Origin of the sequence: Paraburkholderia sp. JHI869, from assembly GCF_038900775.1 — a bacterium.
GTDB lineage: Bacteria > Pseudomonadota > Gammaproteobacteria > Burkholderiales > Burkholderiaceae > Paraburkholderia.
Genome location: NZ_JAYMSC010000030.1, coordinates 84196 through 105206 on the forward strand (window position 1 = coordinate 84196; position 21011 = coordinate 105206).

At 65.2% G+C, this 21011-nt stretch carries 19 protein-coding genes; 9 read left to right on the top strand and 10 right to left on the bottom strand.

Features of this window, described 5'->3' with window-relative positions; genetic code table 11:
* Positions 1-19 precede the first annotated feature (19 nt).
* The 7 genes from VSR72_RS34810 (at position 20) to VSR72_RS34840 (ending at position 7072) form a co-directional block, all read left to right on the top strand.
* Entirely contained in the window at positions 20-1207 is a 1188-nt protein-coding gene (locus tag VSR72_RS34810) for a lipid-transfer protein (protein ID WP_342956794.1), read from the top strand.
* Between the two features lie 11 nt (positions 1208-1218).
* Positions 1219-1659, top strand: coding sequence for a MaoC family dehydratase N-terminal domain-containing protein (locus tag VSR72_RS34815; RefSeq protein ID WP_342956795.1), 441 nt, complete (start codon positions 1219-1221; stop codon positions 1657-1659).
* 16 nt (positions 1660-1675) lie between these two features.
* Positions 1676-2098: a MaoC family dehydratase gene (locus VSR72_RS34820; RefSeq protein WP_342956796.1), complete on the top strand. Its 423-nt coding sequence runs from the start codon at positions 1676-1678 to the stop codon at positions 2096-2098.
* Positions 2099-2112: 14 nt separating this feature from the next.
* Entirely contained in the window at positions 2113-2937 is an 825-nt protein-coding gene (locus VSR72_RS34825; protein ID WP_342956797.1) for an SDR family oxidoreductase, read from the top strand.
* A 92-nt stretch (positions 2938-3029) separates the two neighbouring features.
* Positions 3030-4355 carry an MFS transporter gene (locus tag VSR72_RS34830; protein ID WP_342956798.1) on the top strand — a complete coding sequence of 442 codons (1326 nt, stop codon included), beginning with the start codon at positions 3030-3032 and terminating at the stop codon, positions 4353-4355.
* A gap of 31 nt (positions 4356-4386) precedes the next feature.
* Complete coding sequence (locus tag VSR72_RS34835; RefSeq protein ID WP_342956799.1) at positions 4387-5808, top strand: aldehyde dehydrogenase family protein; 1422 nt, start codon at positions 4387-4389, stop codon at positions 5806-5808.
* 31 nt (positions 5809-5839) lie between these two features.
* Positions 5840-7072, top strand: a complete 1233-nt coding sequence (locus tag VSR72_RS34840) for an acyl-CoA dehydrogenase (protein ID WP_342956800.1) — start codon at positions 5840-5842, stop codon at positions 7070-7072.
* Between the two features lie 611 nt (positions 7073-7683).
* Here the strand turns inward: VSR72_RS34840 and VSR72_RS34845 are convergent.
* Together VSR72_RS34845 and VSR72_RS34850 are read right to left on the bottom strand one after the other, a co-directional pair.
* Positions 7684-8046: a BON domain-containing protein gene (locus VSR72_RS34845; RefSeq protein ID WP_342956801.1), complete on the bottom strand. Its 363-nt coding sequence runs from the start codon at positions 8044-8046 to the stop codon at positions 7684-7686.
* Positions 8047-8099: 53 nt separating this feature from the next.
* Positions 8100-9215 carry a porin gene (locus VSR72_RS34850; protein ID WP_342956802.1) on the bottom strand — a complete coding sequence of 372 codons (1116 nt, stop codon included), beginning with the start codon at positions 9213-9215 and terminating at the stop codon, positions 8100-8102.
* Between the two features lie 368 nt (positions 9216-9583).
* On the opposite strand from VSR72_RS34850, the gene VSR72_RS34855 reads away from it, so the two are divergent.
* Positions 9584-11449: an alkyl sulfatase dimerization domain-containing protein gene (locus tag VSR72_RS34855; RefSeq protein ID WP_342956803.1), complete on the top strand. Its 1866-nt coding sequence runs from the start codon at positions 9584-9586 to the stop codon at positions 11447-11449.
* 145 nt (positions 11450-11594) lie between these two features.
* On the opposite strand, the gene VSR72_RS34860 is transcribed toward VSR72_RS34855, so the two are convergent.
* The 8 genes from VSR72_RS34860 to VSR72_RS34895 form a co-directional block, all read right to left on the bottom strand.
* Positions 11595-13247 carry a GMC family oxidoreductase N-terminal domain-containing protein gene (locus VSR72_RS34860; RefSeq protein WP_342956804.1) on the bottom strand — a complete coding sequence of 551 codons (1653 nt, stop codon included), beginning with the start codon at positions 13245-13247 and terminating at the stop codon, positions 11595-11597.
* Between the two features lie 75 nt (positions 13248-13322).
* Positions 13323-14237 (bottom strand): SDR family oxidoreductase, encoded by a 915-nt coding sequence (locus tag VSR72_RS34865; RefSeq protein ID WP_342956805.1) that lies wholly within the window; start codon positions 14235-14237, stop codon positions 13323-13325.
* 39 nt (positions 14238-14276) lie between these two features.
* Entirely contained in the window at positions 14277-15431 is a 1155-nt protein-coding gene (locus VSR72_RS34870; RefSeq protein ID WP_342956806.1) for an acyl-CoA dehydrogenase family protein, read from the bottom strand.
* Between the two features lie 27 nt (positions 15432-15458).
* Positions 15459-16262, bottom strand: coding sequence for an enoyl-CoA hydratase-related protein (locus VSR72_RS34875; RefSeq protein ID WP_342956807.1), 804 nt, complete (start codon positions 16260-16262; stop codon positions 15459-15461).
* A 10-nt stretch (positions 16263-16272) separates the two neighbouring features.
* On the bottom strand, positions 16273-17055 hold the full coding sequence (locus VSR72_RS34880) for an SDR family NAD(P)-dependent oxidoreductase (protein WP_342956808.1): 783 nt from the start codon (positions 17053-17055) through the stop codon (positions 16273-16275).
* 19 nt (positions 17056-17074) lie between these two features.
* Complete coding sequence (locus tag VSR72_RS34885; protein WP_342956809.1) at positions 17075-18223, bottom strand: thiolase family protein; 1149 nt, start codon at positions 18221-18223, stop codon at positions 17075-17077.
* A complete protein-coding gene (locus tag VSR72_RS34890) occupies positions 18220-18627 on the bottom strand; it encodes an OB-fold domain-containing protein (protein ID WP_342956810.1) in 408 nt (135 codons plus the stop codon). Before VSR72_RS34890 ends, VSR72_RS34885 begins: the two co-directional genes overlap by 4 nt.
* A 47-nt stretch (positions 18628-18674) precedes the next feature.
* The gene (locus VSR72_RS34895) at positions 18675-19883 is read right to left on the bottom strand and encodes an acetyl-CoA C-acetyltransferase (protein WP_342956811.1); all 1209 of its coding nucleotides are present in this window, start codon (positions 19881-19883) and stop codon (positions 18675-18677) included.
* 223 nt (positions 19884-20106) lie between these two features.
* Between VSR72_RS34895 and VSR72_RS34900 the strand changes: the two genes are divergently transcribed.
* The gene (locus VSR72_RS34900) at positions 20107-20892 is read left to right on the top strand and encodes an enoyl-CoA hydratase-related protein (RefSeq protein WP_342956812.1); all 786 of its coding nucleotides are present in this window, start codon (positions 20107-20109) and stop codon (positions 20890-20892) included.
* Positions 20893-21011: the final 119 nt, after the last annotated feature.

A 21011-nucleotide genomic window follows, 5' to 3' on the forward strand; every position in this document is an offset into this window, starting at 1 on the left:
TACCTGGAGGAGATTTGGCATGACACGCAACGTTTATGTGGCCGGCGTCGGCATGATTCCGTTCGCGAAGCCGGGCGCGAGCGCCCACTACGACGAGATGGGCGCGCAGGCGATCAGCCAGGCGCTCGCCGATTCGGGCGTTCCCTTCGAACTCGTTCAGCAGGCCTATGCAGGCTATGTCTACGGCGATTCGACCTGCGGGCAAACGGCGCTCTACCGCGTTGGCATGACGGGCATTCCCGTCGTCAACGTCAACAACAACTGCGCGACCGGTTCGTCCGCGCTCTTTCTCGCACATCAGGCGGTAAAGAGCGGCATGGTGGAATGCGCGCTCGCGTTCGGCTTCGAAGAAATGCAGCCTGGCGCGCTCAAGAGCAACTGGGACGATCGTCCGCGCGCCATGGCGAAGTTCATCGAACTCTCCGACGCCCTGCTGCCCGAGTCGCCCCAGCCCGGCGCGATCCGCATGTTCGCGGGCGCGGGCAAAACGCACATGGAGAAGTACGGCACGAAATTCGAAACGTTCGCGAAGATTCGTGCGAAGGCGAGCCAGCACGCCGCGCGCAATCCGCTCGCGATCTTTCGCAAGGTCGTGACGCCCGAGGACGTGCTCGCCGCGCCCATGGTCTGGGAAGGCGTACTCACGCGCCTGATGGCCTGCCCGCCGACCTGCGGCGCGGCGGCGGCCATTGTTTGCTCCGAGGATTTCGCGCGCCGCCACGGCCTGCGCAGCGACGTGCTGATCGCGGGCCAGGCGCTCACCACCGACGGCCCCGATATATTCCGGAATCCTGACATGATTGATCTCGTAGGCGTAGGCATGACCGAGTCGGCTTCGCGCTCCGTGTACGAGCAGGCCGGCATTGGCCCCGAGGACATCGACGTGATCGAGTTGCATGACTGCTTCGCGCAGAACGAGCTGATCACGTATGAAGGCCTGGGTCTGTGCGGCAAGGGCGAAGGCGAACGGCTCGTCGAGGCGGGCGACAACACCTATGGCGGACGCTGGGTCGTGAATCCTTCGGGCGGCCTGCTTTCGAAGGGGCATCCGCTTGGTGCGACCGGCCTCGCGCAGTGCTACGAACTTGTGCACCAGTTGCGCGGCAGCGCAGGCGAGCGCCAGGTGGAAGGTGCCAAGGTCGCGTTGCAGCACAACCTCGGCCTCGGCGGCGCGTGCGTCGTCACGGCATACAAGAAAGCAGCCTGAGGACCGACACGATGCTCAACAAATCCATTGTCGGCCAGGCGTTGCCGTCGTTTTACGCTACCGCCGAAGCGGGGCAACTCGCCCTCTTCGCCAAGGCGACGGGAGAAACGAACCCGGTCTATATCGACGAAGCCGCCGCCCGCGACGCGGGCCACCCAGGTCTCCCGCTGCCGCCCACCTTCCTGTTTTCGCTCGAACTCACGCAGTCGTCGGCGGCCTGGCGCGAGGAGGCAGGCATCGTTGCTTCGCGCATCCTGCACGGCGAAGAGTCGTTCGTCTATCACCGCCTCGCGTTCTCGGGCGAGAAGCTGCTGTTCGAAAGCCGCATTGCGGACATCTACGAGAAAAAAGGCGGCGCGCTCAGCTTCCTCGTGCGCGAAACGCGCGTCACCAACGCGCGCGGCGAGCACGTGGCCGAACTGCGCAGCGTACTTGTTCACCGCAACGGCTGATGGAGGAAATCACGCCATGACTCAACCCGATTTCAACGCGCTGTGCGTTGGCGACGATCTGCCGCCACTCACGCTCGCTCCGGTCAATCGCACGACGCTCGCGCTTTTCGCCGGCGCGTCGAACGACCACAACGCGATCCACATCGACCTGGACTACGCACGCAAGGCAGGCATGCCCGACGTGTTTGCGCACGGCATGCTCTCCATGGCCTGGCTCGGCCGCCTGCTCACGCAATGGGCCGACCAGCGCCAGTTGCGCGAGTTCGGCGTGCGTTTTGTCGGCATCACGCATCTCGGCCATGCGATCACCTGCACAGGCAAGGTGGTCGAGAAGTTCGAAAGCGCCGGCGAGCCGCGCGTGCGCATCGAGCTGCAAACGGCCAACCAGTATGGCGAGGCGAAGGTACTCGGCGAAGCGGTCGTCGCTTGCCTGGCATAACGAAAGGAATGGAAATGGGAAAACTCGACGGAAAGGTCGCCCTCGTCTCGGGCTCGGGACGCGGCATCGGGCAGGCAATCGCGCTGAAACTCGCTAGCGAAGGTGCGCGCATCGTAGTCAACGATCTCGATGCGGACCCCGCGCACGCAACAGTCGAAATGCTGCGTAAAGCCGGTGCGCAGGCGCAGGCGTGCGTGGGCAGCGTCACCGCGCCCGACTTCGCGGAGCGCTATGTGGGCACGGCTATGAAGGCGTTCGGCGGCATCGACATCATCGTCAACAATGCGGGCTACACGTGGGACGACGTGATCCAGCGCATGACAGACGAGCAGTGGTACGCCATTCTCGATTGCCACCTCACCGCGCCGTTTCGCATCCTGCGCGCGGCCTATCCGCACATCAAGGCACAGTACCAGGCTGAAGCGGCAGAAGGCAAGGAAGTGTTCCGCAAGGTGGTGAACATCTCCTCGGTTTCGGCGCTCAACGGCAACGCCGGGCAGATGAACTACTCGTCGGCGAAGGCCGGCGTGATCGGCATGACGCGCGCGCTCTCGCGCGAGTGGGGCCGCATGAAGGTCAACGTCAACGCCGTGGCGTTCGGCCTCATTCACACGCGCATGACCGATGCGGACGCATCGGCTGGCGCGACCGTGAAGATCGAGGGCCGCGATATTCGCGTGGGCATCAACCCGGAACTCATCAAGACCCACGCGCAACGCTGCCCGCTCGGCCGCGGCGGCACGCCCGAGGAAGCCGCGGGCGCCGTGTATCTGTTCTGCTCGCCCGAGTCGAACTACATCACGGGGCAGGTCGTCGCCGTATCGGGCTCGCCGCAGTAACGCACGCGCCATCACCTCATACCCCGAAATATCCACCCGCTCCGGATCGCGACAGCGCTTCTGTGCGGGTGGCCTGCTTGACGAGACTCGCCATGACTGCTTCGTCCGACTTCCAGCCCCGTCCCGCATGGACCATGACGGTCCTGCTCACGGGGCTTGCGCTCATCAACTTTCTCGACAAGGTCGTGATCGGCATGATCGCCGTGCCCATGACCGCCGAACTGCATTTGAGCCCCGCCGAATTCGGGCTGATCGCGGGCGGCTTTTTCTGGCTCTTCTCGGTCTCGACGATCGCCGTGGGCCTGCTCTCCAACCGGTTCCAGACACGCTGGCTGCTGCTCGCCATGGGCCTGGCCTGGGCCGTGGTCCAGGCGCCTCAAGCCATGACGACGGGCGCCCTCTCACTGCTCGTGTGCCGCGTGTTGCTGGGCGCGGCGGAAGGCCCGTTCCTGCCGGTCACCGTGCATGCGCTCTACAAGTGGTTCCCCGACCGCAAGCGCAATCTGCCCGTTGCGATCGTCAGCCAGGGCGCAGGCGTCGGACTGCTGCTCGCGGGCTTGCTCATTCCGCATATCACGCGCGAATGGGGCTGGCGCATGAATTTCGTCCTGCTGGGCGCAGTGGGCGCGCTTTGGTGCGTGCTGTGGCTTGCTTTCGGACGCGAGGGCAACCTCGCCTCCACGCATGGCCACGCGCAAGCCCTGCACGGCCTGAACGCCGGCATGCTTGACGGGCCCGCTGCGCGCCAGCCGCTGCGCAAGACGCTGACCGATCCGTCTGTCCTCTGCCTCTTCCTGATTGGCTTTGCCGCGTACTGGTCGCTCAGTCAGTTGCTGACCTGGCTGCCGACGTATCTCGAGAAAGGCCTGGGCTATCCGGGCGTGATCGCCGGGCGCTGGTTCGCCGTCGTGGTCGTCACGGCAACGCCCGTGAATGTCGGCCTGAGCTGGCTTTCGCAAACCATGCTGGAGCGCGGCGCCACGACGCGCGTGGCGCGCGTCAAGCTCGTGAGCATGGCGTTCATCGTAAGCGGCATGATCTACTTGTTGCCCCTCTTGCTCACGCTTTCGCCCAGCCAGAAAGTGCTGCTGCTCGCGCTGGGCGCCGCGCTGCCTACTGTGAGCTTCGCCGTGGCGCCCGCGCTGCTCGCCGAAGTCGTGCCCGACTACCAGCGGGGCGGCGTGCTTGCCATTCATACCGCGATAGCCAGCCTTGGCGCGGCGTTCTCGCCCGTGCTCATGGGTGCGATCGTGCAGGCGCGCGGCGCACAAATGGCGAGCGCGTGCGAGGCGGGGTTCGCCACCTGCACGGTTCTCGTCATCACGGCAGCGCTGCTCGCGCTGCGCTGGCTGCACCCCGAGCGCTCGCGCCGCGTGCTCGGGTCCCCCGCCGCGCAGGCACAGTCGAGCACCGCGTGAGCACTGGCATCATCAAACATAAGGATTCCAAATGAAAACACTGAACCGCTTCTACATCGACGGAGAATGGGTCGCGCCGAGCCAAGACGCGACGTTCACCGACATCATCAACCCCGCCGATGAATCGCTCATCGGCACGCTCGCAATGGGCGCCTCTGAAGACGTCGATCGCGCCGTGGCTGCCGCGCGCGCCGCGTTTCCCGCGTGGTCGCAAACGTCGCGCGAAACGCGCATGGCGTTGCTCGAGCGCATGAGCGCGTGTTATCGCGCGCGCATGGACGAGATTGCCGAGGCCGTGCGCCTTGAAATCGGCGCGCCCATCTCGCTGTGCAAAGGCATGCACGCACCAGTCGGCCTCACACAGATCGAGGCGACGCTCGCCACGCTGCGCGATTTCGTGTTCGAGCGCCAGCATGGCATGCACTACGTGCGCCGCGAGCCCATTGGCGTCGCCGCGCTCATCACGCCCTGGAACTGGCCGCTCAATCAGATCGCAGCGAAAGTCGCGCCCGCGCTAGCGGCGGGCTGCACCGTGGTGCTCAAGCCCTCGGAAATTGCGCCGCTCGACGCCATCCTCTTCGCCGAGGTCATGCACGAAGCGGGGGTGCCGCCCGGCGTTTTCAACATGATCTTCGGCGAGGGCCGCGTGGCCGGTGCGGCGCTCAGTTCGCATCCCGATGTCGACATGGTATCGATCACGGGGTCCACACGCGCGGGCGTGGAAGTGGCGCTGAGCGCCGCGCCCACGGTCAAGCGCGTGACGCAGGAGTTGGGCGGCAAGTCGCCGCTCCTGATTCTCGACGATGCCGACCTGCCGTCCGCCGTGGCGGGCGCTGTCATGCAATGCATGGCGAACTCCGGGCAGACCTGCGTTGCGCCCACCCGCGTCCTCGTGCCGCGCGCACGCTATGAGGACGCCGTAGCGATCGCGGCGGCGGCGACGCAGCGCGTGAGCGTGGGCGACCCAGCGGACCCCGCCACGCGTATGGGACCCGTGTCGAATCGCGGCCAGTTCGAGAAGGTGCAGCGGTTGATCGGCGTTGGCATTGAGGAAGGTGCGCGTGTGGTGGCCGGCGGCCCGGGGCGTGCCGCGGGTTGCGAACGTGGCTTCTACGTAAAGCCCACCGTTTTTGCGGACGTGACGAACGACATGACCATCGCGCGCGAAGAGATCTTCGGCCCGGTGCTCACATTGATCGCCTACGACAGCGAAGACGACGCCATCGGCATCGCCAACGACACCCCCTACGGCCTCGCCGCTTACGTCTATTCCGGCGATGCCGACCGGGCCCGCCGCGTGGCCGATCGCCTGCGCGCGGGCATGGTCCGCATCAACGGCGCCGCACCCGACTTCTCGCTGCCCTTTGGCGGCTACAAGACCTCCGGCAACGGCCGCGAGTACGGCGAAGAGGGGTTCGGCGAATACCTCGAATACAAGTCGGTCACACGCTGATCTATTCCGATCAACACATACAGGAATCCTCATGAACTTCGATATTCCCAGCGAGTGGGTCGATTTCGGCGATGCACTCATCCGCTTCATCGACCGTGAAGTTGCGCCGCTCGAGCACGAGCACCGCGCACTGCTGGAAAGCGAGCACCGCGCGTACACCGAAGACGGGCGCTACCGCCCGGAGGTCCTCGCGCTGCGCCGCCAGGTGCGCATGCGCTCGGCGGAACTCGGCTTCTACACTGCGCTCGCGGACGAATCGCTCGGCGGCGGCGGCCTCGGCTCGCAGGCCGCGGTCTACATCCAGGCGCGCCTGAACGCGCATTGCGGTCCATCGCGCCACCTCGTGCATACCGTCGTGCTGCCCTCTCCGTTCACCAACGGGCTCTCGCCGGTGCTGCGCCACCTCGACCCTGCCGTGCTGGCGCGGTATCACGACGAGATCGCGAGCGGGGACAAAACCATGTGCTTCGGCCTGTCCGAGCCCGATGCCGGGTCCGACGTCTTCGGCATGCGCACGCGCGCGGTGCGTGACGGTGACGACTGGGTCATCAACGGTACCAAGCAGTGGATCACCAATGCGCCCTATGCCGACTATGCGATGATTTTCGCGCTCACCGACGAAGATGAGGCACGCGGCCGCCGCGGCGGCGTAACGGGCTTCTTTCTGCCCACCAGCACGCCGGGTTTTTCCGTGCCGAGCGTGATTCCGGTGATGGGGCACCACGGATCGGAAACCGGCATCGTCTCGCTCGAGAACGTGCGGGTGCCCGATAGCCATCGGCTCGGGCCAGTGGACCGGGGGCTCGCCGTGGCGCTGGATGGCGTGAACGCCGGGCGCGTGAGCATGGCCGCATCATGCCTCGGGCTCGCGCAATGGGGGCTCGCCCAGGCCGTGGAGTATGCGAAGGTGCGCAAGACGTTCGGGCGGCCGATTGCCGATTACCAGGCGGTGCAGTTCATGCTTGCCGACTGCGCGATGGATATTTATGCGACTCAGTCGATGTTGCGGCACTGTGCGTGGCTCGTGGATCAAGGCCGTGCGGCGACTAAGGAGGTTTCTATTGTGAAGGCTTCTGCTACGGAGATGGTTGGGCGCGTGCTCGACCGCTGTATTCAGGTGCATGGCGCGATGGGGCTCACCAATGAGCTGCGGCTCGAGAAGGCCTATCGGTATGCGCGGACTGTCCGGATTCCTGATGGGACTTCGGAGATTCAGCGGCGCACTATTGCGCGGAAGTTGTTGGATGGGGATTTGGTGTTCTGATTTTTTTGTTTTGGGGCCGCGGGCCGTTTGGTCGTGGCTCCTGTCGGCTTTGGCCTTTCCTTGTGTTCGCGTCGGTATGCAAGCGTTGCCCCTGTGCGGGGCGGCACCTACTTTTCTTTGCAGCGGCAAAGAAAAGTAGGCAAAAGAAAGCCGCTCACCCCGCTAATGCCTGCCACCGTTCACATCGCGCCATACCAGGTTAATGGCTCCGGAGCGTCTGTCACCTCGCACCATTCTCCTTAGTGACAAAGCGCTCATTCATCCCGCTGCTCGCTACGCGCGCTGCGGTTGGGCCTGCAAGGGAAACCGATCTTTCTGCCAGGGCATTCGGGTTGGGGTTATGCCCTTCGGGGCGCGTAGCGCCGCCGGACATATGACTGCCTTGTCACTCCGCCTGGGAGCGAGTGGTGACAAACGCTCCGGAGCCATTAACCTGGTATGGCGCGAGGTGAACCGTGGCAGGCGCTGGCGGTGTGAGCGGCTTTCTTTTGCCTACTTTTCTTTGCCGCTGCAAAGAAAAGTAGGTGCCGCCCCGCACAGGGGCAACACTTGCAGACCGACACGAACACAAGGAAAGGCCAAAGCGGCCAGAAAACCGCCTCAACCCAGCATCAGAACGTCGACAACGTCAACGCATTCTTCACAGAAGTCACCCCCGGTACGCTCGCGGCGGCCCGCGCAGCCAACTCGATCTGCGCCTGCTCAGGCACGGCGCCTTGCAGCGTCACAGCACCGCTATCCGCGCGCACGGTGATATTGCTCACCGAGAGTCCCTTGGTGCGCGCCAGCACGTGAATGACATCTTTGCGCAGCTTGCGGTTAGCGGCTTTAACTGCCTTGGCGTCCAGTTGCTGCGCCGAAGCACTAGCGGCACCGCCCTGCACCTGAGCCTGCGCCCGAGCATCACTCATGACCACCGCGGTCAGCGCACATACCGTGCTCAAAGCGACACACATCATCTGCTTGCGATTCATATTCTTCACCCCATATTCAAATATCACCGGATTAAACGGCCACGCGTCCCGCATCAAAACCGATGGGTCATGCCAATCACGGCCAGCGTCTGCGACGTGTTAAACCCGGTCACCGTCACCCCCGACCAGCTCATCGTGGCGGTGCCGTGGTTCTTCATATACCCCGCACGCGCATAGATCGACGTGCGCTTCGAGAGGCTATGGTCGTAGCCAATCTGAAAAGCGGGCGTGTTGTCGTGCACCCCGCGCGCGTTGCGCTCCTGAATGGCAAGTTCGATCGTGTCCGCCGACGTGGCCTGGATCGTCGCGCCAATCGATGCGATGCTGTACGGGTGACCGGCCCCGGCCAGCGCGGCCATCGAGTGCGGCGCGGCATCCTTCGGTTTGCTGTACACATAGAGCGCCTGCAGATTCACAATGCCGATGCGGTATGCAAGCGCACCGGTGAAATGCTCCGTGCCAAGCAGGTTCAGCGCGGCTGGCAGGCCCGGAATCGTCGCCGTGCCCGGGTGCATGTACTGGTACCCCACGCCAGCATAGAACCCGTAACCCGTATACGAAGCGGCTACGTCGAGCATGTTGCCGGTCGTCTGCGGCACCGGCTGCGTGACCGTCGCCGAAAACCCGTACATGCCGTAAAACTGGAAGCCGCCCCAGCTTGGCGAGCGGTAGAACATCGAATTGCTCGTGCGGCCGGACATGTTCTGCGTGGCGAGCGTGTTGCGGTCCGCCGTCAGCACCGCCGATGCCGCGGGCGCGAGCGCCTCATCCGCACGAAATGGATCGGCGGGATACACGATCCAGAAGCTCGGCTGATACTGACGCCCGAACGTGAGCTGTCCATACTTGTCGTTGCTGAAGCCCACCCACGACTGGCGGTAGAACATCGCCGTGGTGTCGGCGAAGAACGCGCCGTTGTTCACGTTGAAACCGTTCTCGACGTCGAAGATCGCCTTCAAGCCGCCGCCCAGGTCCTCCGTCCCCTTCAGGCCGAACATGGAGCCGGTGTTCCCGCCGCTGCGCTCCTGAAACGATGCCTTGCCTCCGTTGTTCAAGTACTGCCCGAACACGTCCACCACGCCGTACAACGTGACGCTGGACTGCGCCGCGGCCCCACCCGCAGCGCAGAGCATTGCCGCCCCGCAAATACCTCGACTGACTAAACGCATGCACGTCTCCTCTCTTTGTGTAATTCGCACCTCGGCGGTGCGATTGGCCATAAAGCGGGAGCCTGCCTTTCGATCTTGCCCGGCCGGCTGTTCATGCGTCGAGTCTCAAGCCAATCGCGCGCACGCGACCTACCGGAATAGTGGGGGTGGGATAACCCGATGACGCGGTAAACGCGCGCGCAATCGCGTGCTCAATCGCGGGCGCGCCAGGCGCAAGCCGCGCAGCCGCCCCCCATCGACGGTGGGATCCGGTTGCACCTCCCCGCATACCGTGTCATGGCAGCCCAGGCGGGAAGCTCGCGCGCAATGCGCGCAGTCCATGCCTCGCGCACGGCGCACGCGCCGCCATCTACCACCGAGGGATCCACATGAACACTCAGGAGACCGTCCAGCCGGAACTGGACGACATCGAATTCGAAAACGCGCAGCGCGGTTTCATCGGCACGATTCCCGATGCCGAAATTCTCGACAGCAAAGGTCGCCCGGTCTGGAGCCTCAAGGACTATGCGTTCCTCGACGACGTCGAACCCGCGCCCACCGTCCATCCGAACCTGTGGCGACAGGCACGCCTGAACATGCACCACGGCCTCTTCAAGGTCACCGAGCGCATCTATCAGGTGCGCGGCTTCGACGTGGCGAACATCAGCTTTATCGAGGGCGATACGGGCGTGATCGTGATCGATCCGCTCACCGTTGCCGAAACGGCCGCGGCAGCCATGGCGCTCTATCGCAAGCATCGCGGCGAGCGGCCGGTGACGGCGCTCATCTACACGCACAGCCACGCGGACCACTACGGCGGCGCGCGCGGCGCGCTAGACGAAACGGATGCCCGCGCGCGCAACGTGCCGATCATCGCGCCGCGCGGCTTCATGTGGCACACCGTGGCGGAAAACGTGATCGCCGGCAACGCCATGATGCGACGGGGTATGTTCCAGTCGGGCCTGAGCCTGCCGAAGCACGTGTGCGGCCAGGTGGACTGCGGCATCGGCAAGGCGATTCCCATGGGCACGGGCACGCTGATCGCCCCCACCATGAGCATCGAGAACGAAGTGGAAACCCACGTGATCGACGGCGTGAAGATCATTTTCCATCTCGCGCTGGAGAGCGAAGCGCCCTCGGAGATGTTCATGCATTTCCCGGAGCTGCGTGCGCTGAACACGGCCGAAATCGGCGTGCAGACGATGCACAACCTTTGCCCGCTGCGCGGCGCCGAGGTGCGCGATCCGCGACTTTGGTCGCGCTATCTGAACGAAGCGCTCGACCGCTACGCGCCCACCGCCGACGTGGTGTTCGCGCAGCACAACTGGCCCACCTGGGGCAACGAGCGCATTCGCGTCTATTTGCGCCAGCAGCGCGACCTCTACAAATATCTGCATGATCAGACCGTGCGTTTGATGAATCATGGCCTGACTGGCGTCGAGATTGCCGAAGTGCTCGCGTTGCCCGAGTCGCTGGCGAAGACCTGGGCCAATCGCGGTTTCTACGGCACGATTTCGCACAACGTGCGGGCGATCGTGCAGCGTTATCTCGGCTGGTACGACGGCAATCCTTCGCATTTGAACCTGCTGCCGCCGGAGCTGGCCGGTCCGCGCTACATCGATTACATGGGCGGAGCGCAAGCCGTGCTCGAAAAGGCGCGCGCCGACTTCGCGCGCGGCGAGTACCGCTGGGTCGCGGAAGTGACCAACCATCTGGTGTTCGCCGACCCTGCGAATCAGGAAGCGCGCGCGCTCTGCGCCGAGGCGCTGGAGCAACTCGGCTTCGCCGCCGAATCGTCGACGTGGCGCAACGCCTATCTGCTCGGCGCGCAGGAGCTGCGCAAAGGCGCGCCGAAGCTGCGCCGACGCAACGTGAGCCGCGATCTGGTTTCGGTGCTGCCCATCGAGTTGCTGCTCGACTATCTCGCCGTGCGTCTGGACGGCGAGAAGGCCGAGGGCGAAGCGATGGAAATCGAATGGTCGAACCCTGAGACAAAGGAATGCTGGGCCATGCGCCTTGAAAACTCGGCGATGACCTGGCTGCCAGGTGCGGCGCGCGGCAAGCGCGACGCAAATGTGTCGCTTGGCCGCGCGGGGCTCGCCGCGCTGCAGATGGGTGACGGCACGCTGGCTCAAACGTTCGCGCGGCTCGTTGAAGAAGGCACGATCAAGGTGGAAGGCGATCTCGCTGCCGTAATCAGACTGCTTGCCATGCTCGATGAGTTCGAGCCGATGTTCAATGTCGTTGAGCCGTGACACCCAGGCACGACGCAAAGAAGCAACGCCGAGCCCCGCAAGGGGCTTTTTTTACTGCAACCGGAGTGCGGACATGAAAGCCTGAAACGAAAAAAGGCGGTCACCGACTAACGTGACCGCCTCCTTACTCCTGCATTCGCGCGCCTCAGACGATTTCCGCCGTTCCCATTGGCATCGCGCACGCGCGCCCAAGAATCATGTCCGCGGCCTTCTCGCCAATCATGATCGCAGGCGCATTCGTATTGCCGCCCACGATCGCCGGCATGATCGACGCATCGACCACTCGCAAGCCCTCCACGCCGCGCACACGCAGTTGCGGGTCGACGACCGAGGTTTCGTCGCTGCCCATGCGGCAAGTGCCCACAGGATGAAATGCGGTATCCGCGCGCTGCGCGATGATGGCGCGAATCGCCTCGTCGTCGCTGCCGTCCGCGCCCAGGTGCGGATCGCCAAACACGCCGCCAAAACGCTTGAGTGCCGGTTGATCGAAAATGCGCTTGAGGATATGCACGCCCTTCACGAGCGTTTCCATGTCGCGCGGATCGCTGAGCATGTTCAGATCGATGAGCGGCGCCTCGCGTGTATCCGGCGAGGCCAGGCGCAACCGCCCCCGGCTATGCGGACGCAGCACGCACATGTGGCACGAATAGCCTTGCCCCCAGCGCATGGGGTGCGTCACGGCGGCGTTCATGAAATGCGCCTGAAGGTCGGGATCGTCGAGTTCGGGGTCGCTCTTGAAGAAGCCACCGGCTTCCGCGACATTACCCGTCAACATGCCCGCCCGTTCGCGCCGGTAGCGGCGCCATTCGTTCAACATACGCCATGCATTCCCGATTGAAGGCCCGAGCAACCCGGCGCCCGGCACCTTGAGCTGATAGAGCAGCACGTCCACATGCTCCTGCAGGTTTTGGCCTACGTCGGGCGATGCTGCAATCACGGGCACGCCCAGCTCGCGCAAATGATCCACGGGACCAATGCCCGAGGCCATGAGCAACTGCGGCGAACCGAACGCGCCGCTGCTCACGATCACCTCGCGGCACGCCGTGAGCGTCTGAACTTCATCGCCTCGCCGCACCTCCACGCCGCTAGCGCGCTTGCCGTCGAAAACGATGCGCACGGCCTGTGTGTCGGTCAGCACATGCAGATTCGGCCAGCGGCTAAGGCGCGTTTCGTCGCCGCCGTGAAGGTAAGCGCGCGCCGCATTCCAGCGCTCGCCGTTGCGCTGCGTAACCTGGTAGTAACCCACGCCTTCTTGCGTCGGGCCGTTGAAATCCGCGTTGTAGCGATAGCCCGCCGATTGCGCGGCCTCCACGAAAAAGCGCGAGAACGGGCTCGGCGTGCGCGGATCGGCGACGTTGAGCGGACCCGCCCCGCCATGCAGCGCGTCGTCGCGGCCGCCATAGCGCTCGTTGCCCTCGGAGCGCTTGAAGTACGGCAACACGTCCTGCCACGACCATCCTTCGCAGCCCGCTTCGGCCCAACGGTCGTAGTCGCGCGCCACGCCACGGATATAAACCATGCCGTTGATCGACGAACTGCCTCCCAGCCCGCGCCCGCGTGGCTGCCTGCCGCGCCGGTCGTTCAGGAGCGGCTGGCGCTGCGTGCGATAGCCGTAGTTGCGCGGCCCGGCCTTGCCCGTGGTGAGCACGAGGCCGAGCGGCGTTGTCACGACCGCGCTGTGATCGTGCGGCCCGGCTTCGAGCACGGCGACACTGTGGCCCGCCTGCGCGAGGCGCCCGGTAACGGCGCAGCCCGCCGACCCCGCGCCGACGACGATATAGTCAAAACTCGTTTCCATGGAACCCTTTCGCACCCTTCGCTTCGGCGGACAACCTGTCCCGCTCGCTGATTGACGTAATGCGCGGCCTCACGGTTACACCGGGTCCCAGTTGAAGACCTCGGCGGACACTTCCACGGGCACAAACGACGCCGCCATGGCAGGTGCGAGGTGCGAGGCCAGCGCTTGCGGCGTCCAGCCATCGCTACGCTGCATCGAGCGAATGGGGCGCGGCTGGCTCATCAGGAAGATCTCGTTGCGGCGCACGGTGAAGACCTGGCCGTTCACGGCCGCAGCAGCGTCGCTGGCGAGAAACACCGCGAGCGGCGCAATATCGGCGGGCGACATCGAACGCACTTTCGCAAGACGCTCGGCCTGGTCGGGCGTCTCGGGAATCGAGCCCACCATGCGGCTGAACGCAAACGGCGAAATGCAGTTCGAGCGCACATTCGAGCGCGCCATGTCGAGCGCGAGCGACTTCGACAAGCCCACAATGCCGAGCTTGGCCGCAGCGTAGTTCGCCTGGCCCACATTGCCGATCAGGCCGGACGTCGATGTCATGTGAACGAAGCTGCCGCACTTCTGCGCCTTGAAATGCGGTGCCGCGGCGCGGCTCACGTTGAAACTGCCATACAGGTGCACGCGCAGCACGGCGTCGAACTCTTCCGGCGTCATCTGGTGAAAGATGCGATCGCGCAGAATGCCCGCGTTGTTGACGACGCTGTCGATGCGCCCGAACGTCTCGACCGCCGCTTCGACAATGCGGTTCGCACTCGTTGCGTCCGCAACGCTCTCACGGCTCACAATCGCTTCGCCGCCCGCTGCGCGAATGAGGTCCACCACCTCCTGACCGGGGTCTTCTTCGCTTGCGCCGCCATTGACGGTCACGCCCACGTCGTTCACCACCACCTTCGCGCCGTGCTTCGCCATCATCAGCGCGATCTCGCGGCCAATGCCACGTCCCGCGCCGGTCACGATCACGACCTTACCTTCCATCATGCGTTCGCTCATCTTGCTGTCTCCATTCATGTTGACTGTCTTGAGGGCGCTTCAGCGAAACGCCGCCGTACCCGTAATTTCGCGGCCCTGAATCAGGGCAAGAATGCCGTTCATGCCGTCGGGCACCTGGAACACGCGTGCGTCGCGCCACATCTGCTCGATGCCCAATTCTTCGCTGATGCCCATCGCGCCGTGCACCTGCATGGCGAGGTGGATCGCGCGTTCGCACGCCTGGGTCGCATAGCGCTTGGCCATGGCCGAGGTGCCGTTCGCGCGCATGCCGCGGTCGATGCAATCGAGCGCGTAGTAGCACATCAAGCGCGACGAGACGATCGCCGTCTCGATGTCGGCGAGATCGCGCTGCACGAGCTGATGGCTTGCGAGCGGTTTGCCGAATTGCTGGCGTTGCTGGGCATAGTCGCGCGCAAGTTCGAAGGCCTTTTGCGCGAGATGCACCGTCATGAGACCGAGCAGCGGGCGGTTGCCGTTCCAGGCCATGGTCAGCGTTTTGGCGGCGTCGCCGGGCTCGCCCATGACGTGGCTGGCCGGCACGCGCGTGCGTTCGAACACCAGTTCGCTCAGGTGTCCCTGGCGCAGGCCTGTGATCGCGGTCTCACGTACGTCGAATCCGGTTTCATGGCGATCGACCAGTGCGCGCCGTGTGACGGGCCGCCCCTTTTCGTCGAGACCCGTGGTGCACGAGACGTTGACCACATCGCAGATCGACGCGTTGGTGATCCACATCTTGCGGCCTGAGAGATACGCGTCGTCGCCTTCTAGTTCGAGACGCGTGCGGATCGCGCCCGAGTCCGAACCCGCGTTCGCCTCGGTGTTCGCCGTGCAGGCGATCTTGCGTCCGGCGATGAGGTCCGGCAGATAGCGCTCGCGTAAATGGTCCGGGCACCCCAGGTGAATGCGCAGCACGGTGCCTTCGTGCGAAGCGAGCGAAAGCGCTACGACGGGCGGCAGTTGTTCGAGTATCAGCCCGTAGTCGAGCATTTTGAGGCCGCCACCGCCCGCTTCCACGGGCACGCGCGGCGCGGTGATGCCAAGCTCGGCAAAAGCCGCGAACATTTGCAGCATCGCGGCTTTCGGCAGCGGTTTGTCGGCCGGGTGGGCTCGCAGTACAGGGTCGATCTTCGTCTGGACCATCCGTTTTGCGGCGTCCACCATTAAGGCCTGATCTTCGGTGAGCGAGAAGTTCATACGTTCGGAGTCCTTTGAATCACGCGGTCAGGCGCCTCGATAGGCAGGTTCGCGCTTTTCCGCGAACGCCTTGCGGCCTTCGATACGGTCGGCGCTGTCGCGCAGCAAACCCCATTGACGGTTGGCCTGCGCCACGAAATCGCGCGGCGCCAGATGCGCGGTCTGCACGGCAAGTTGCTTGACCGCCTGCACCGCCAGCGGCCCGTTGGCCGCGATACGGCCTGCGATTTGCAGCGCCACGTCCATCAAGCCTTCTGGCGGCACGACGTCGCTCACGAGGCCAATGCGCCACGCCTCGGCCGCGTCGATGCGCTCGCCCGTCATCGCGAGTTTCATGGCGTGCGCGGCGGGAATGGCGCGCATGAGGTATTGCACGCCGCCGCATGCGGGCACGCTCGCGACCTTCACTTCGGGCAGGCCAAAGCTCGCCGTTTGCGCGGCGATGCGCAGATCGCATTGCAGCGCGAGTTCGAGGCCGCCGCCCAGGCAGTAGCCGTTCACGGCGGCAATCATCGGCTTCCAGATCTCCAGGTCGCTGAAGTCGAGCAGGCGCGTATAGCCGCCTTGCGCCGCTTCGGCGCGGCGGCCCTTGAAGGCGCCCGCCGCGAAGCCGTGTTCGGGCGGCAGTGTGGCCTTGAGGTTCGCGCCGGTGCAGAACGCGCGGGCGCCCGCGCCCGTCACGACGATGGCGCGCACGGCATCGTCATCGCGGCAGGCGGCGAGGCGTTCGCGCAGCGCGAGCAACTCGTCGAGCGTCAACGCGTTCATGGACTCGGGTGCATCGAGCGTGAGCACCGCCACGTGGCCTTCGAGCCGGTAGTGAATCGTCATGCCGGCCTCCTCACACGCTCGGGCTCGACAGCGAACGGCCGCCGCAGACATAGAGCGTTTGTCCCGTGATGTACGACGCCGCACCGCTCGTGAACATCACCACCGCATGCGCAATATCGTCCGGCTGGCCAATGCGGCCCACCGGCACGGTGGCCTTGAGGCGGTCGCGCTGCTCGTCGGTGTAGGTCGCCATGAGCGGCGTTTCGACGATGCCCGGCGCAATCGCGTTTGCCGTAATGCCGTGCTTCGCGAACTCGATCGCGAGCGAACGCGTGAGGCTCACCACGCCGCCCTTCGCCGCCGAATAGTTCGATTGCCCGAAGCCGCCCAGCCAGGCGCGCGACGAGATGTTGACGATACGCCCGTAGCCCTGCTCCACCATGCCGGGCACCACTGCCTTCGCGCACAGGAACTGCGACTTCAGATTTACCTGGATCACGAAGTCCCAGTCTTCCTCGGTCATCTTCGTGAAGCGCTTGTCGCGCGTCACGCCAGCGTTGTTGACGAGAATGTCCGGCGTTTTCCAGCGCGCCGTGATGTGTGCGACGGCATTGCTGACTTGCTCGCCCGATGTCACGTCCACGCGCAAGCCGAGAAGACGATCCGCATCAGCGCCAGTGTGCGTGGCAAGCGCGTCGAGCGCGGTATCGTTGAGATCGAAGACGGCGACCTTGTGGCCCGCGTCGAGCAAAGCCTTCGCGATGCCAAGGCCGATGCCCTGTGCGCCACCGGTCACGATGGCGACCTGCGCTTCAACCTGCGCTCCAACCCGCGTTTCAACCTGATCGTTCATGAGAGAGGAATCCTTATCTTCAGTGACCGAGAATATGGACCGCAGAAGCTGCGTGATCCACACCTGCGATGCCGCCGCCCGTGCACTGTGTGAGTGCGAGCGATGCATGAGGAATCTGGCGCTCGCCCGAGCGCCCTTCGAGTTGCCACACCGCTTCGACCATCTGTGCGACGCCCGTCGCGCCAAGCGGATGGCCCTTCGCGAGCAACCCGCCGCTCGGGTTCACCGGCACCCGGCCGCCCAGCGCCGTTGCGCCGGAGCGCAGCAGTTCGTGCGCCTCGCCGCGTTCGCACAGGCCCAGTGCGTTGTAGTAGATGAGTTCGGCGATCGTGAAGGCGTCATGGAGTTCGACCATGTCGATGTCGCCGGGCGTCACCCCCGCTTCGCGATACGCAAGCTGCGCGGCGCGCGCCGTGATTTCGGCAGCGAGGATATCTTCGGTGCCGACCTCCTGTCTGCCCGACTGCACCACGGAAGCCAGCACGCGCACAGGCTTCGCGCGCTGCGCCGGCCGCCGCGTGGTGAGCACGAGAGCTGCGGCGCCATCCACGGCGGACGGACAGCACTGCAGCAGCGTGAGCGGATCGAATACCATGCGCGAGTTCATTACGTCTTCCACACTCACCATGCTGCGCGTCTGCGCATACGGATTGAGTGCGCCGTGACGGCGGTTCTTCACCGCCACTTCCGCAAGCACCTGCGGCTCGACGCCGAATTCGTGCAGATAGCGTGTGGCGCGCATGGCATATACCGAAGGCAGCGTGAGGCCCGCGCGTGCATACATGGCGGTCATGTAGTCGTTACGTTGCAGCGGCAGCGCGCCGCCGCCCATGGTCGTGAGCTGCTCGGCGCCCAGCACGACCACCGTGTCGTAGCGCCCCGCCTCCAGCGCGTGGCAGGCGAGATGCACGCCGGTCGCGCCGCTGGCGCAGGCGTTCTCGACGTTGTATATCGCGGGCCCCGTCACGCCCATGTCGCGCAGCAGCACCTGGCCCAGCACCATGCCGCCGAATACGTTTGCCGCGTAGAAGGCCTGCACGGCAGAGGCTTCGATACCGGCGTCGGCAAGCGCGCCCTGCACCGCGCTTTGCGCGAGATCCTGTATCGAGCCGTCATGGCGGCCGAACGGCGTCATGGCGACGCCGGCGATATAGATGGGCGTCTTCATGCGCATGGCTCCTCGTCTTGCGGCTCGAATGCGTACACGGTGCCCTCATCGGTGTCGATCAGGCACGGCACGAGCGCGTCGCCAATCATTGGGCGCCGGCCTGCCGGATACACGAGCCGTCCGAAAATACGCACGCCTTCGGGGTAGTCCGCGTAGCCGAGCGCCGTGGGCGGCTTGCCGGTTTTCGGGCTCGGATGCATGACCGTGAAGCTGTAGAGCGTGGGCGCGCCGCGAAGCTCGACAAGCTCGGTGCGTGCACGCTGCGGCGAAGTGAGCGGCAGCGGGGGAAAGAAAACCTCCTCGCGGCCCGTGTAGCGATACGCTTGCAGCACGACGCGGCCCTCGCACACGCGCCAGGGATCGTCGCCGGTGCTTCGTGCCTCACCTTCTATTTTCGAATTCATATGCAATCCTGATTTAATAAGCTGACTCCAGGTATCGACAAAGCCGCTCAAACGCGCTCGAACACAGCGGCGAGCCCCTGGCCTCCGCCGATGCACATCGTCTCCAGACCGTAGCGCGCGCCGCGCCGCGCCATCTCGTGCAGCATCGTGGTCATGATGCGCACGCCGGTTGCGCCGATGGGATGCCCGAGCGAAATGCCCGAGCCGTTGACGTTCACGCGTTCCTCGCATGCTTCGCTTTCGATGTGCCATTCGCGCAGCGCGGCGATCACCTGAACGGCGAACGCCTCGTTGATCTCGATGAGATCCATATCCGCAAGCGAAAGGCCGATGCGCGGCAAGAGGCGCGCCACGGCCGGCACCGGGCCAATGCCCATGCGCAGGGGATCGCAGCCCGCCGCCGCCCAGCCGACGAAGCGGCCCATTGGCTGCGCGGCGTGCTTCGCGAGCCACGCCTCGGAAACTACGAGGCACCCCGAAGCCGCGTCGTTTTGCTGACACGCGTTGCCCGCGGTCACGGTGCCGTCGCGCAGCAGCGCGGGCAGCTTCGCCATGGCTTCGAGGCTCGCGTCCTCGCGTATGCCTTCGTCGCGTGCGAACAGCACCGTTTCGCCCTTGCGCTGCGGCACCGGGACGGGCACGACCTCGGCCTCGAAGCGGCCTGTCTTCCACGCCTCGCTCGCGCGCTGGTGGCTGCGCGCCGCGTACAGGTCGCTCTCTGCGCGCGTGATGCCGTAATCGCGCGCGAGATTCTCGGCAGTCTCGGCCGCGCCGCCCGCCATCACGCCGTAGCGGCTCACCGGCTGCGAATTCACGCGGCCGCGGTCGAGCCGGTCGTGGAACGCCGCGTCGCCCAGACGCGCGCCCCAACGCATGCGCGTGCTGTAGTACTCGATATTGCTCATGCTCTCTACGCCTGCCACGAGCACGCAGTGGGCGGCGCCGGTCTGAATCTGCATGGCCGCGTCGATCACGGCTTGCAGGCCCGAGCCGCAGCGGCGGTCTACGGCGTAGCCCGAAACGTGTTCCGGCAGGCCTGCGAGCGACGCGGCATAGCGGCCGATGCACGGTGCCTCGCTCGACTGGTACGACTGGGCGACGATGACTTCGTCGACCGATTCGGCGCTCGCGCCCGAGCGCTGCAGCACGGCGCGCAGGATATGCGCGGCGAGGTCGGCGGCAGAAAGCGGCGTGAGCGAGCCGCCGAATTTGCCAACGGGCGTACGGAGCGGAGAAACGATATAAGCGTGTGCCATGGGGGGTCCGAAAGAGCGCGCGAATGACTGCGGCGCAATGAGGAGATGAGGACCAGTAGACCAGCGCGGCGGGCACACAAAGCCACCGCACATGGGGGGGCGGGCGCAGCGAACCGCCCGCTGGCACGGCGCACGGCACTGCGATTGCGCCCCCCATCGTCGGTGGGTATGCGAGTCACGCGACGAAGGACACTGGTCACGTCTACCGCTACCGGAGAGCCCGATGTCCTCGAACCCGATCCAGCTTCGCCACGCCACGCTCCACATTGCAGACGGCGTGGCCGAATTCACCCACCAGCGGCCGGAGGCACGCAATGCCCTTTCGCTCGAACTGCGTGCCGATTACGCCGAACTGGTCGATATCGTGGAGCGCGACGCCAGCATTCGCGCGCTGATCGTCACGGGCTCGGGCGGCAGCTTCTGCGCGGGCGGCGATCTCAAGTCGATGACCCGGGCCCGCGAGCGCCCCGAAACGGGCTCGCCTGCCGCCATCCGGTTGCGCGTGATGGAAGCGCACGGCTGGGTGCAGCGCCTGCGCAATCTCGAGGTGCCCGTGATCGCCGCCGTGGACGGCGCCGCCGCAGGCGCGGGTTTCTCGCTGGCGCTCGCGGCGGATTTCGTGCTGGCGTCTTCGCGGGCTTACTTTTGCATGTCGTTCGCGAAGGTGGGACTCGTGCCCGACCTGGGCGCGGCCTGGCTGCTGCCGCGCGCGGTCGGCATGGCCGCAGCGAAGGAACTCGTGCTCACGGCGCGCAAGCTCGGTGCCCAGGAAGCGCAACGGCTAGGCATCGTGCATGCGATCCACGCGCCCGAATCGCTTGCAGAGGAGGCACGACGCTTCGCGCGGCGTTTCGTGAGCGCGCCGCGTGAAGCGATGGGACTGGGCAAGCGGCTTCTCAACCAGAGCTTCGAAACGCCGTACGCGACGCTCGCCGAGCTGGAGTGCGCCGCGCAGGCCGTGGCGTCGAGCGTGCCGTATCACGCACAGGCCATCGCCGCGTTGATATGACTCCCGGTGTCAATCGGAATCGGTTTTCAAGATCTAGTCCATGGTTAGAGTAAATTTCCTGAGGGCGGCGTAGCAGTAAATCTCGACGGTGGATCAAGCTGATATTCGCGGGTTGGTTA

Coding starts and splice junctions, on each gene's coding strand:
- VSR72_RS34810 (WP_342956794.1), top strand. CDS start 20: ATGACACGCAACGTTTATGTGGCCGGCGTCGGCATGATTCCGTTCGCG.
- VSR72_RS34815 (WP_342956795.1), top strand. CDS start 1,219: ATGCTCAACAAATCCATTGTCGGCCAGGCGTTGCCGTCGTTTTACGCT.
- VSR72_RS34820 (WP_342956796.1), top strand. CDS start 1,676: ATGACTCAACCCGATTTCAACGCGCTGTGCGTTGGCGACGATCTGCCG.
- VSR72_RS34825 (WP_342956797.1), top strand. CDS start 2,113: ATGGGAAAACTCGACGGAAAGGTCGCCCTCGTCTCGGGCTCGGGACGC.
- VSR72_RS34830 (WP_342956798.1), top strand. CDS start 3,030: ATGACTGCTTCGTCCGACTTCCAGCCCCGTCCCGCATGGACCATGACG.
- VSR72_RS34835 (WP_342956799.1), top strand. CDS start 4,387: ATGAAAACACTGAACCGCTTCTACATCGACGGAGAATGGGTCGCGCCG.
- VSR72_RS34840 (WP_342956800.1), top strand. CDS start 5,840: ATGAACTTCGATATTCCCAGCGAGTGGGTCGATTTCGGCGATGCACTC.
- VSR72_RS34845 (WP_342956801.1), bottom strand. CDS start 8,046: ATGAATCGCAAGCAGATGATGTGTGTCGCTTTGAGCACGGTATGTGCG.
- VSR72_RS34850 (WP_342956802.1), bottom strand. CDS start 9,215: ATGCGTTTAGTCAGTCGAGGTATTTGCGGGGCGGCAATGCTCTGCGCT.
- VSR72_RS34855 (WP_342956803.1), top strand. CDS start 9,584: ATGAACACTCAGGAGACCGTCCAGCCGGAACTGGACGACATCGAATTC.
- VSR72_RS34860 (WP_342956804.1), bottom strand. CDS start 13,247: ATGGAAACGAGTTTTGACTATATCGTCGTCGGCGCGGGGTCGGCGGGC.
- VSR72_RS34865 (WP_342956805.1), bottom strand. CDS start 14,237: ATGAGCGAACGCATGATGGAAGGTAAGGTCGTGATCGTGACCGGCGCG.
- VSR72_RS34870 (WP_342956806.1), bottom strand. CDS start 15,431: ATGAACTTCTCGCTCACCGAAGATCAGGCCTTAATGGTGGACGCCGCA.
- VSR72_RS34875 (WP_342956807.1), bottom strand. CDS start 16,262: ATGACGATTCACTACCGGCTCGAAGGCCACGTGGCGGTGCTCACGCTC.
- VSR72_RS34880 (WP_342956808.1), bottom strand. CDS start 17,055: ATGAACGATCAGGTTGAAACGCGGGTTGGAGCGCAGGTTGAAGCGCAG.
- VSR72_RS34885 (WP_342956809.1), bottom strand. CDS start 18,223: ATGAAGACGCCCATCTATATCGCCGGCGTCGCCATGACGCCGTTCGGC.
- VSR72_RS34890 (WP_342956810.1), bottom strand. CDS start 18,627: ATGAATTCGAAAATAGAAGGTGAGGCACGAAGCACCGGCGACGATCCC.
- VSR72_RS34895 (WP_342956811.1), bottom strand. CDS start 19,883: ATGGCACACGCTTATATCGTTTCTCCGCTCCGTACGCCCGTTGGCAAA.
- VSR72_RS34900 (WP_342956812.1), top strand. CDS start 20,107: ATGTCCTCGAACCCGATCCAGCTTCGCCACGCCACGCTCCACATTGCA.